General features: G+C 42.3%; 8 protein-coding genes. 6 read left to right on the top strand and 2 right to left on the bottom strand.

Annotated features, from left to right (window positions below):
* Positions 1–23 precede the first annotated feature (23 nt).
* Positions 24–1,826, bottom strand: coding sequence for a glycoside hydrolase family 15 protein (locus J0X14_RS08735; protein ID WP_207097369.1), 1,803 nt, complete (start codon positions 1,824–1,826; stop codon positions 24–26).
* A gap of 103 nt (positions 1,827–1,929) precedes the next feature.
* On the opposite strand from J0X14_RS08735, the gene J0X14_RS08730 reads away from it, so the two are divergent.
* From J0X14_RS08730 to J0X14_RS08705, 6 genes are all read left to right on the top strand, one after another.
* Positions 1,930–4,140: a bifunctional alpha,alpha-trehalose-phosphate synthase (UDP-forming)/trehalose-phosphatase gene (locus J0X14_RS08730; protein WP_207097368.1), complete on the top strand. Its 2,211-nt coding sequence runs from the start codon at positions 1,930–1,932 to the stop codon at positions 4,138–4,140.
* A gap of 44 nt (positions 4,141–4,184) precedes the next feature.
* Positions 4,185–5,321 (top strand): nuclear transport factor 2 family protein, encoded by a 1,137-nt coding sequence (locus tag J0X14_RS08725; RefSeq protein WP_242527962.1) that lies wholly within the window; start codon positions 4,185–4,187, stop codon positions 5,319–5,321.
* Between the two features lie 89 nt (positions 5,322–5,410).
* Positions 5,411–5,914, top strand: coding sequence for a VOC family protein (locus tag J0X14_RS08720; protein ID WP_207097366.1), 504 nt, complete (start codon positions 5,411–5,413; stop codon positions 5,912–5,914).
* A 9-nt stretch (positions 5,915–5,923) separates the two neighbouring features.
* Positions 5,924–7,258, top strand: a complete 1,335-nt coding sequence (locus J0X14_RS08715; protein WP_207097365.1) for a M28 family metallopeptidase — start codon at positions 5,924–5,926, stop codon at positions 7,256–7,258.
* A gap of 53 nt (positions 7,259–7,311) precedes the next feature.
* A complete protein-coding gene (locus tag J0X14_RS08710) occupies positions 7,312–8,925 on the top strand; it encodes a M1 family metallopeptidase (protein WP_207097364.1) in 1,614 nt (537 codons plus the stop codon).
* Between the two features lies 1 nt (position 8,926).
* On the top strand, positions 8,927–9,502 hold the full coding sequence (locus J0X14_RS08705; RefSeq protein WP_207097363.1) for a YdeI/OmpD-associated family protein: 576 nt from the start codon (positions 8,927–8,929) through the stop codon (positions 9,500–9,502).
* 194 nt (positions 9,503–9,696) lie between these two features.
* Here the strand turns inward: J0X14_RS08705 and J0X14_RS08700 are convergent, their stop codons facing one another.
* Positions 9,697–13,083 (bottom strand): ThuA domain-containing protein, encoded by a 3,387-nt coding sequence (locus tag J0X14_RS08700; RefSeq protein WP_207097362.1) that lies wholly within the window; start codon positions 13,081–13,083, stop codon positions 9,697–9,699.
* Positions 13,084–13,178 lie beyond the last annotated feature (95 nt).

Genomic DNA, 13,178 nt, shown 5'->3' with positions numbered 1-13,178 from the left:
ACGCCCCAGTTGGGGCGTTTTTTTTAACTGATGGATTCCAAAATCCGTTCCTCTCTTTGTTTTCTCGAAAAGTTGATGGCACACTCAATCAATGCCAAATGCGAATAGGCTTGAGGGAAGTTCCCCAACAAGCGTTTAGTCTTAAAATCAATGTCCTCGCTAAAGAGTCCTAAATGATTGCTGTAACCCAATAATCGCTCAAAATGCTCTAAGGCTTTCTCCTCTTCGCCAATTTTAAAGAGACTATTGATAAACCAGAAGGTGCAAATGGTAAAGGAAGATGAAGGAAGTCCAAAATCATCCTCATTTTTATAGCGGTATAACAACCCATCATTGCTTAAACCTTCTTCGATGGCCCTAACCGTACTCACGTATTTTGGGTCCCTTGCATGGATAAATCCGTAGGATTCCATCAACAGTACCGAAGCATCCAAATGACGGGAACCATAACATTGCACAAACGCATTAATGTCGCTGTTCCACGCATTGCTAAGGATATCCTCCTTGATTTCCTGCTCCAGCGCCGTCCATTTTTCAATTTTATGGGTCTTTCCAAAAATTTTGGCCACTTTTATGGCCCTGTCCATCGCTACCCAACACAACACCTTGGAGAAGGTAAAATGCTTGTCCTCACCACGGAATTCCCAAATCCCTTTGTCCGGTTCTTTCCAGTGCTTACTAACAATCCAAACAATACCTTTGGTTATGCTCCATAACTCCTCCCCGTTTTCAATATCATTGCTGAATTTTATCAACTGCTCATAAATCACATCCATCAAGATGCCATAAATGTCATTTTGTTTTTGCTTGTAGGCTGCATTTCCTATGCGGACAGGTTTGGAACCTTTGTATCCATCCAAATGGTCGAGCGTCTTCTCAGTAAGCTTCTTTTCTTTATTGATGCCATACATAATCTGGAGTTTTTCATCCTTATCAGGCATCAAATCAATTATAAATTGAAGAAACCGTTTGGCGGAATTTTTATGGCCCAACTCCGAAACCACCTTTATGACCATGGAAGCGTCCCTGATCCAACAAAAACGATAGTCCCAATTTCGCACTTCGCCAATAGTTTCTGGCAAAGAGGTGGTGGCTGCGGCCAAAACTGCTCCTGTTTTATCGTAGGTCAATAATTTTAGGGTAATGGCGCTTCTAATGATTTGCTCCCCAAATTTGTGGTAGGTTGGGGTCTTGTCCACCCAATCCAACCAATACACCTTGGTTCGTTCCAGTTCCAAGGCCATCTTATCCGTGGTCGCCTTCAGGATTTTCTCATTATAGCAAATCAAAAAATAGCCATCTTGGGTGAGGGTAATTTCATCTCCATCCAATACCGCGTTTTTATCGAAGGAGGTATATAGAAAAAGGGTATCGTATTTCTGTTTTTGGGTAAGGCTCGCAATAAAATCCTTCTTTACAAAATGCTTGGTCTGTCCAATTCCATACTCAAGCTTGGGGTCATACTTAACGCTGAACTTTGGCTTTCCCGAGACATGTTTGATGTACCGCACTATTTCAGGTGGGGCGTTATATTTTCCATTATTGAGCTTGTGATGCCGGGGCATAAAGTCATGCACTTCAAAGACATCCTTTCCACTGGAAAAACGAGTGACCAATATGGCGGTATTGGGATGGTACTCTTGGTGAACGCTGTACCCGTCATCCAAAATGAATTCAAAACTCCCTCCTTTTTCTTCATCCAATATCTTTGCAAATACCGAAGTAGAATCAAACTGGGGCAGGCAGCACCAATCCAGTGAACCTGCTTTTGAAATCAAAGCGGCTGTTCTACAATTTCCAATAATTCCGTAATTCAGGTTGTTCATAGGTCAATTATCCTCAAAAGGGTTCTTATGAATTGGTTTTACGCTCGAATTTCCCGAAATTTAAAGAAACAAAATAGTAAAAACTGACAAAAAGCATCCTTTTATGGGCAAAACTATCATAATCTCAAATCGACTACCCGTTCAATTACAAATTAACAATGGAGGCATCAATGCAGTGCCAAGTGTGGGCGGGTTGGCCACAGGTATGAAATCCGTTCATAGCGGTGGTGAAAGTTTGTGGATTGGGTGGTCTGGACTTACCGATGAGGATATTCCTCCAGAGCTGGAGGATGATATTGACCAGGCTTTAAAAAAGCACGGTTGCTCCAAAGTGGGCCTCAATGCCCAAGAGATAGATGGTTTTTACTTTGGTTTTAGCAATAGAACGGTATGGCCCCTTTTCCATTATTTTTTGGAGTATTCGGAATTTGAGCTCGATTTTTGGAATACGTATAAATCCGTAAACCAGAAATTTGCTGATGCCATCATTGAAAATTCAGGAGAGGACGACACCATTTGGGTGCATGATTACCAATTGATGTTGGTACCACAAATGGTACGCGAAAAACGGCCTGACACCACCATTGGATTCTTTCTGCACATTCCTTTTCCTTCCTATGAAATTTTTAGGACCATTCCGTGGCGGGAAGAAATTTTGGAAGGACTGTTGGGCTCGGACCTTATCGGTTTCCATACGTATGATTACGAACGCCATTTTTTGAGTTCGGTTCGTAGACTTTTGGGACTGGAGGTCAGCTTTAATGAGATTTTTATGGAAAATCGAGTTATTAAGGTGGATTCCTTCCCCATGGGGATTGACTATAAAAAATTCAAGGAGGCCGCATTGTCCCATGATCAAAATAAACAGGGCAACCAAAGTGACCTTCAAAAACGGTTGGACAGTCATAAAGCATCAGCCCCGGACACTAAACTCATCCTTTCCATAGACCGATTGGATTACAGTAAGGGCATTGCCAAACGACTCAATGCCTTTGAATATTTCCTGAACAAATATCCCGAATACAAAGAAAAAGTACGCTTGATCATTCTTGCCGTTCCTTCTCGCTCCAACGTTCCCCAATATCAATTGCTGAAAAAAGAGATTGATGAACTGGTAGGGCGAATCAATGGGGAATTGTCCACAGTGAACTGGACGCCAATTTGGTATTTTTACCGTTCGCTACCGTTTGAAAACCTCATTGATCTTTATACCTTCAGTGATATTGCATGGCTGACACCACTCCGTGATGGAATGAATTTGGTGGCCAAAGAGTACATCGCCACCCGAACGGACAAGACGGGAGTTCTTATCTTGAGCGAAATGGCAGGTTCTGCCTATGAGATGAACGAGGCCCTTTTGATCAATCCCAACAATTTTGAGGAACAGGCAGATACCTTAAAGCAGGCGATTAACATGCCCGTGGAAGAGCAGATATCTCGAAATACGTTTTTACAAAATCGGTTGGAACGTTATAACGTGGAGGTTTGGGCCAATGAATTTATGAATTCCCTGAACCAAAAAAGAGCGTTGGGCCATGCTTTTATATCCCAGAAAATTACGGAAGATCGTCTAAACAAGATTGCAAAGAGCTATTCAAATGCCTCAAAACGTTTGCTGTTCCTTGATTATGACGGAACATTGGCGGGGTTCCATAAAGATCCGCAAAAGGCATCCCCCGATGAGGAGTTGTATGAACTTTTAGACCAGTTGAACAGTCAAGAAAACACCACCCTGTTTTTAATAAGCGGTAGGGACAAGCAGACTTTTGGCAGATGGTTCCTTCCCAAAAAATACAATATGATTGTGGAGCACGGGGTTTGGATATCCAAAAATGGGGAAGATTTTAAGATGTTGGAAAAAGTAAAAGGAGAATGGATGGAAAAAATACGTCCTGTTTTGGAATCTTTCGTAGATCGTACACCAGGGTCATTTATTGAGGAAAAAAACTATTCCTTGGCTTGGCATTATAGAAACACCGACCCCGATTTTGGGGAGAAAAGAGCCACCGAATTGGATACCGTATTGACCAGTTTAATAGGCAATGACGATATTAGCGTCCTTAATGGCAACAAGGTCATGGAAGTGAAAAATAGCAACGTGAACAAAGGTAGGGCGGCCACACGAATGCTAAGTGAGGATGATTACGATTTTGTATTTGCCATTGGTGATGACTGGACGGATGAGTTTATGTTCCAAGATCTTCCCGATGCTGCCATTACCGTAAAAGTAGGATTGAAAAAAACCAAGGCCAAGTACCATGTGGAGAACACCAAACGGGTACGGGAGCTTTTAAAACGGTTTGCAAAACCATGACCAGTAGATTCATAATACTCTTATTTCTGCTTTCAGTATGCCACATGAATGGGCAAACAAACACAGAGGTCTATCTTTTTGACCTTGCATTAGAGAATGGAAATCCCATTTTGTCCAACCCAAAAAATATCTCCAACAATGAAGGGTACGACAACCAACCTTCATTTTGGGATGATGATACCGTATTGTTTTCGTCCACAAGAGAGGACCAGACCGATATTTTGCGCCTCAACATCAACGAAGGGAGTACCTCTTCTTGGGTGACAAACACCCCAACCGGAAGCGAATATTCCCCATTGCGAATTCCAGGAAAAAATGCCATCTCTGCCATTCGGTTGGATTTGAACGGAATGCAACGTTTATATGAGTATGACCTAAAAACGGGAGAGTCTGCCGGAATTTCCTACCTGAAAATCGGTTATCATGTATGGTACAATGACAACATCTTAGTTTGCACGGTTTTGGTAGGAAACCAAATGAACTTGGTAGTCCATAATCTAAAGAATAAAAACAATTACACCTACCAAACCAATGTGGGGCGGTCGTTGCATAAAATTCCAGGAACGGATTTGATAAGCTATATCAGTAAGGAAAATGAAACCTGGGAAATCAAATCGTTGAACCCCATATCCGGGGCCACCAAAAAGATAGCCAACACCTATAAAAATGAAGAAGATATTTGCTGGTTGGATAAGAATACGTTGGTGACAGGTTCTGGAAAGTCTATTCTAACGTATGACATACGGACTGAGGTTGCATGGGACCCCATCATCCACTTTGAACAAGAGGAAATCAACAACATTACCCGAATTGCTGTCAATCCATCAAGAACTCGATTGGCCTTTGTCGCCGAAGAATCGCCAAGAATCATTGTACAAAAACAGCTTGAGGCCTACAATGCCCGGGATATTGATGCTTTTATGGAGACCTATTCCGAAGACATTAAACTGTATGATTATCCAAACAGTCTCTTTTTGGAGGGACAAGAAAAAATGAGGCAACGCTACCGAACTTTTTTTGAAAGTACTCCCGATTTGTATTGTGAAATCAAAAACAGGATTGTTATTGGCAATAAAGTGATTGATGAAGAGTACGTTACGCTCAATGGCTCAAAAATTAGCGCCGTGGCCATTTATGAAGTGGAAAACGGCAAAATTGTAAAGGTGACATTTGTGGATTGAGTTCAATTCCCATTTAAACCCATCGGGTTTTTATTTTGGCTCTTTTTCCCTACTTTCATGCGGTCTAATACATCTCAACCCGCAACAAAATGAAGCGTATCCTGTTTACCCCAATATTTCTAGTTCTGGCACTAGGTTTTTGTCAGGCACAAAACGAAGTTGAAAACCCTTCTATTTCCATTGCCATGATTGCATCGGATATGGATGTGTCTTACGATTTCTACACCAATATCATAGGCATGGTTGAAACTGGAGGTTTCACCGTTGATGAATCTTTTGGTAAAAGGTCTGGGCTCACTGGAGGTACTGCGTATGATGTAAAAATTCTAAAGCTTATTGATGACCCGCACTCCACAGAATTCAAATTGGCATCCTTTGGAAATCCCAAGGAGGAAGCGGGTGAGGTCATTCAAGATAAAAATGGGCTTCGATACATTACCATCTACCTTAAATCAACAGAATCTGTACTGCAGCGCATCCAAGAAAACAACATTAAAACTTTGGGAGATACCCCACTACAATTTCCCAACGGGAAAACTTTTATCTTAATTCAAGACCCCGATGGGCTGTTCATTGAACTTATCGGAAACTAAACCATACTCATGAAGAAACTTTACACACTGCTATTTGCACTTTTATGCCTTCCCGTGCTCCATGCACAGACCGATACCCGCTTGTACGATATCATTAATTCTGTATCCGTAGAGCGTATTGAAAACGATGTGACCAAACTGGCCAATTTTGGCACTAGGCACACCCTGAGCGATACGGTTTCCCAAACCCGTGGAATTGGAGCAGCGCGGCGTTGGATAAAATCGGAATTTGAAACCATTTCAACAGCCTGTAATGACTGTTTGGAAGTCTTCTATCAAAAGGATTTAATCAAAAAAGGGGACAATGCCCGAATCGTTAAGGATGTTTGGGTGGTGAATGTAGTGGCCATTAAACGTGGTACCAAATATCCAAACCGGTTCATTATTATGAGCGGGGATATTGATTCAAGAGTGAGCGACCCCACAAATTTCACTTCGGATTCTCCTGGTGCCAACGACAATGCCAGTGGTATGGCCGGAACCATTGAGGCCGCTCGGGTATTATCCAAATACGATTTTGAAAGCAGCATCATCTTCGTTGGACTTTCTGGTGAAGAGCAAGGACTTTATGGTGGTAAAGGGTTGGCTGCGTATGCCAAGGAAAACAATTGGGACATTGTTGGGATTCTCAACAACGACATGATTGGCAACATTACTGGGGTTGATGGAGTTGTAAGTAATCGCGATTTCCGAATTTTCTCTGAACCTGTTCCTCCAACCGAAACTAAAGAAGAACGCAATGCACGCCGCTTTTATGGTGGTGAAGTAGATGGCATTTCCCGTCAATTGGCACGATATGTATATAAAACCACCAAGACCTATATGCCCGAAATGAACCCTATGCTCATTTATCGCTTGGACCGATTTGGTCGTGGTGGACACCACAGACCTTTCAACGATGCAGGGTTTGCTGGCATCCGAATCATGGAAGCCCATGAGAATTATACCCAACAACATCAGGACATTCGGGTGGAAAACGGTATTGTCTATGGAGATGTTTTGGAGCACGTCAATTTTGAGTATGCCAAAAAATTGACCGCAGTGAATGCTATCAATCTGGCATCCATAGCTTGGGGGCCGCCTGCTCCCGAAACTGTAGAAATAGGTGGGGTTGTTGAACCCAATGCCAAACTTAGATGGAGTAAAGTAGATGGTGCCGTAGGGTATAAAATCTATTGGAGGGATACCACTTCTCCCACTTGGGACAATTTCAGATATGTTGGTGATATAACCGAACATACTTTGGAAGGCATTGTCATTGATAATTTTTTCTTTGGAGTAGCTGCCATTGGCAAGGATGGCCATGAAAGCCCTGTGGTTTTCCCAAACAAAGTTTTTAGGTAGAAATAAAATGCCTATCATCATTCAATCAAAATAGAACGTCATAATTAATACTCATGAAACAATTTCTTATTGCAACTTTATTCCTTTTGGGAGCATTTACTGCTTCTGCCCAAAATTTTACCCGTCAAGACAGCTTGAGGGGCAGCATAACCCCGGAACGTGAATGGTGGGATTTGAATTATTACGACCTCCATGTAAAAGTGGAGCCGGAAAAAGAGTTTATTTCAGGCCACAATGTGGTTCGCTATAAGGTTTTGGAAGCATCGGATGTGCTACAAATTGATTTGCAGGACCCTATGCAGATTACATCTGTGACCCAAGACGGCAAAAAGCTCAAATTCACCTCAGAAGGTGCCGCCCATTTTATCAAATTAAAGAAAAAACAGGTGCAGGGAGAGTTCAATGAAATCAAGATTGAATATTCGGGAAACCCTAGAAAAGCGGTACGGGCACCATGGGATGGTGGTTTTTCTTGGAAGAAGGATTCCGAAGGCAATCCCTTTGTGGCCACATCTTGCCAAGGGCTTGGCGCCAGTGTTTGGTGGCCCAACAAAGACCACATGTACGATGAGGTGGACAGCATGCGAATCAGTGTTACAGTTCCCAAAGACTTGATGGATGTTTCCAACGGAAAGCTGGAGCGTGTGGATGAAAATGGAGATTTCAAAACCTATCATTGGTTTGTGGCCAATCCCATAAACAACTATGGGGTCAACGTGAACATAGGCAATTATGTTCATTTTGGCGAAAAATATGAAGGTGAAAAAGGGACGTTGGATGTGGATTATTATGTCCTTCCTGAAAATCTTGAAAAAGCGAAAGCACAATTTGTTCAGGTACCTATGATGCTCAAGGCCTTTGAGCATTGGTTTGGCCCCTACCCTTTTTATGAGGACGGGTTCAAGCTTGTGGAAGTTCCCTATTTGGGGATGGAACACCAAAGTTCGGTCACTTACGGAAACCAATATGCCAATGGATATTTGGGTAGGGACTTATCAGGCTCTGGCTGGGGATTACAGTTTGATTTTATCATTATCCATGAAGCTGGTCACGAATGGTTTGCCAATAACATCACCTATAAAGATATTGCCGATATGTGGATTCATGAAGGGTTCACTGCCTATTCCGAAAATCTGTATTTGGATTACCATTTTGGAACTAAAGCTTCTTCTGAATATGTGGTCGGCACCAAAGCCAATATCCAGAATGATATTCCCATTATTGGCCCGTATGATGTAAATACCAGTGGTTCCGGGGACATGTATTACAAGGGAGCCAATATCTTGCACACTTTGCGACAGCTCATTGAGGATGATGGGCTGTGGCGAAGCATCCTTAGGGGATTGAATGCTGATTTCTATCACCAAACCGTGACCACAAAACAGATAGAGGATTATCTCAGTGAAAAAACCAATAAGGATTTGTCAGCATTCTTTAACCAATATTTACGGACCACCATGATTCCCAAATTGGAATACAAATTTGAAGGGGATTCCGTTACCTATCGCTATGTAGATATTGTGGAAGACTTTGATATGCCCATTCGTGTGTTTGTAGAAGGAAAAGAGCATTGGTTATTTCCCAGCTCGGAATGGAAGACCGAAAAATTGGCAAATGACAAGCTCAAGTTTGATAAAAACTTTTTGATAGAAACCGAAAAAATCTGATTTGGACCATCTTCCCGAACATTACTTTAAAAATGATGTCGAATGGCGCAAATGGCTCCATGAAAACCACGATACTTCCATCGGGATACATCTTATTTTTTACAAAGTGGAGCATCACAAAGAAAGCATGCGATGGGAAGAAGCCGTGCGTGTGGCTCTTTGTTTTGGCTGGATAGATAGTACGGTAAAAAGCTTGGGCAATGGCAAACGACGACAATATTTTTGCCCCAGAAAGCCTAAAAGTGTTTGGAGCAAGGTCAATAAAGACCATATCAAAGATTTGAAATCCAATGGATTAATGCATAAAAGTGGCCTAAAGTCCATAAATGTAGCCAAGAAGAACGGTTCATGGGAGGCTTTGGACGAAGTGGAAAACGGAGTGGTTCCTAAAGAACTTCAAAAAGCATTGAAAGCGGACAAAAATGCTTTTGAGAATTTTGAAAATTTCACCCATAGCCAACGAAAAAGCTATCTCTATTGGCTTAATCAGGCCAAACGGGAAGAAACCCGACAAAAACGAATTCACGAAATCGTGGCCTTAGCGTCCAAAAATGTAAAATACCGAAACCAAAGATGAGAAACCCCTTAACAAAGTAACATTCCCTGCTTTCCTTTTCATCCTGACCTCATATCAAGATAAAGAAACCATTCCGGTTGCGTGGATTCACTCCAAACATTGAATGCTGATTTTGTAAAATAAAACGACAGTCCATTTTCAGGAAATCTTCATTTGTAGACCATTAAAGAAATTGAAAAGATGCAATCCTTGCCTTACTTATTGAATTGAACCTGCGTCAAAGCAAAAGTAGTTGGCTCGCCCTCCGCTTTGTATGTCAAGTACAGCTCTTCTTGAACGCCATCGGTTTTTTCAATAGGTATTGCCACAGCTCCACCTTGGCCATTAAGACTACTTGGGTTTAATTTACCCGTACCCAAAATCGTACCATCTGGAGCTCCTAAACGAAGCTCCATGGTATAGGGTGTACTGGGCGGTGCTTGCCAACCAAGAATTGCTATTACGGTGCCTACACCAGATAAATCCACATTTTCAATTTTTAACCATCCATTTGCGCTGTTCATTAACTGCAACTGCACTCCGTTAAAGCTCATGGCTTGCATGCCCTCCGTTGGGGTGCCTTCAGGAAAAGTCATACTATTGCTCGCTAAAACAACAGTTTCAGAACCGGTTAAGGGTAGAGCCACTTCAGTTCCTTGGTCGGTATAACTTGCAGTCAACAAGAATACCTCTCCATTCTCTTTGGGGTCAGGTTTAACCGTACCCACTAATGGGAGTGATGGTTTTTTATTCCCATCCCCAGTCAATGATTGGATGTATTGGGTAATTTGTCTAGCCTCCAACTGGGTCACGTTAGGGTGTGCTGGCATGACAACCTCTCCCCAAACACCGGAACCACCTCCAATGATTTTTGCCATTAAATAATTGGTAGCCCCACGTTGGCCCTTATATTTTTCGGAAACTTCAAGATAATTTGGTCCGATGGATGCTTCTTTTTCCTTGTGACAGGATTTACAATCCAAACCTTGTGTCAATGCTTTACCCATTACGGCACCTGAAACTTGTTGATGCCCCAAATTCATATTTACTTCGTCCATTCCAGAACGGTAATCCACGGAAACATATACATTGTCCTCATTCACTTCACCATCCGCATCCGAAACCGAAACGGTATAGTTAATAGGCTGACCTGGAACATAAAATGATGTATTTGCCTGCTCTAAATTAATGGTTACAACTGGACGCTCATTACCGGCAACAATGGTCTGGTTAAAACTTGAAGCCGCTTCACCCCCTAAATCCTTTGCGGTAACATTCAATTTATATGAACCTGCCTCGCCATAAGTGTAGGTCAATGTTGGTTCTGTGGTTTCTTGGGTGGTCCCATCACCCAAATCCCAAACATAACTCATGTCATCGCCTTCACGATCGTGGGCTTCAACAGTTGCCGTAACCGAAAGTGGTAGTGAACCGGAATCGTGGTCTACGATAAAACTATCGATAACAGGCGGACGATTTCCTCCATTAAACTCAATATAACCCAATCCACTATCTGGATTTGCAGAGAACCAGCCGCTACCATACTCCAATAGATAAACCCGTCCATCTGGACTCATCTCCATATCAATCAAGTTGCTCAATTCAATGTCAGAAGCAAAAGGTTCCATTTTATTTACGGAGCCGTCTTCAAAAAGATGCACGGCCTTCATCCAACCTCTCATCCATTCATAGATAATTACTTTTCCATCGTAGTAAGCTGGCAATCCACCACCATTAGGGTATAAATCCGACCAATAGGTAGGTCCTGCCATTGCGTTTCTTCCTCCAGAACCGAATTCAGGGAATTCCTGAGTATCGCCATAGTGATAGTAGGCATAGGCGGGTTGGGCAGGTGGTAATTCCCTTAATCCAGTGTTATTATTGGAATCATTTATAGGTTTTTCGGGATTAAAAAATCGACCAGATTCACCTGTTTCATAGTTATACCGGTTATAGGCAAAATTGTTTCCGATAAACATGGGCCAGCCGTAATTTCCGGGTTCACGGGCCTGGTTCATTTCATCATATCCACGTGGGCCACGCGTTTTTAGACTGTCCACACGGGCATCTGGCCCAACATCACCCCAATACAAATAACCCCGTTTTACATCCACAGAAATTCGGTAAGGGTTACGATGCCCCATGGTATATATTTCGGGACGTGTTTTTTCAGTACCAACAGGGAAAAGGTTCCCTTCGGGAATATCATAGCTGCCATCTTCATTGACCTTAATTCTAAGGATTTTCCCTCTAAGATCATTAGTGTTTCCTGAAGACCTTCTGGCATCGTACTGTTCTTTCCCGGGCAAATCATTTAAAGGGGCATAGCCATTATTCACGTATTTTACATCCCGCTCATCAAAAGGAGTGGAATTATCTCCAGTTGAGAGGTACAAAAGATTATCGGGTCCAAAAGCAATGGAACCTCCGGTATGGCAACAAATCTCACGTTGACTATCCACTTCAAGGATGATTTGTTCGGAATTCATGTCAAATGTACCGTCCATATACTTGAACCGTGAAAGTCGATTCACCCATTTATCACCTGTTGGGGAATAGTAGACATAAATCCAATGGTTTTCGGCGTAATTTGGGTCTTTTTGCAATCCCATCACCCCTTCTTCGGCATTTACCCCCGGGGTTTCCAAGGTTTTGTAGTACACATCCAAAAAGGCCACTTGGCTCAACTCTTGAGTGGCGTCGGAAAATAATAGAATTTCTCCCCTACGCTGTGAAATCAACACATCGTTGTTGGGTAGTACGGTCATTTCGGTAGGTTCAAAAAACTGTCCTGTGGACAAAACAACCTTGCTAAAACGATCTGCCTCTGGTGGAATTTGGGATTTTGCCTTGGCATAATCCAATTCCAAATTGTCACCAATGGCATATTTGATTCCACCTAAAAGATGTTTTAAAAACAATTCCTCGGAAAAACTCTCATCGGTATGCCCGCCTGCTGTATAAAAGGCTCGGCCACCATCAAACTCATGATACCATGCCATTGGGTGGTGGTCACCATTCTCCCCTCCTTCATAGGTAGACTCATCCACAGTGGCCAAAACGTTCACCCCATCATTAAAATTTTTAAAATTGTAGAGTTCATCGGTTCGATGCCAAACGCTATCTGTAAAAAATTCGGTAGATGGGTGGTTTTTATCTTTGATAATGAAATCTGCCTCTGGGGTGCCTCTAGGGTGACTCAGAAATTGTGCACCCACCAATTTGTTGTACCAGCCCCAGTCATATTCGGTATCGGTAGCGGCATGGATGCCTACAAATCCACCCCCAGATTGAATGTAACGTTCAAAGGCGGCTTCTTGCTTGTGATCCAAGACATTTCCGGTAGTGCTCAAAAAAACAATGGCTGAATACTGTGCCAAATTTTCATCCGTGAACAATTCAGCATTTTTGGTGGTGTCCACTTCAAATCCGTTTGCAGAACCTAACTTTTGAATGGCTTCAACTCCGGTGGGAATGGAGGCGTGGACATAGCCCACGGTTTTCGAAAAAACCAAAACCTTTGCAGGGCCGCTTCTTTTTTTACTGCAGCTTGTTAGACCCAAGACAAGTACAGCAGCGGTCAATACCAATACATTTTTCATTAAAGCTAATTTATGTGCGTTTAAAAATACATATAAGTGAGTCACTGTGCCAAATTCATTTTTTAAATCTTTCCCCAGTATTTCACAATTGTAAC

The organism is Allomuricauda sp. CAU 1633 (genome assembly GCF_017313225.1).
Lineage (GTDB): Bacteria > Bacteroidota > Bacteroidia > Flavobacteriales > Flavobacteriaceae > Flagellimonas.
Note: the sequence above shows the minus strand (reverse complement) of the source record. Positions and strands in the feature narration are given on the sequence as shown.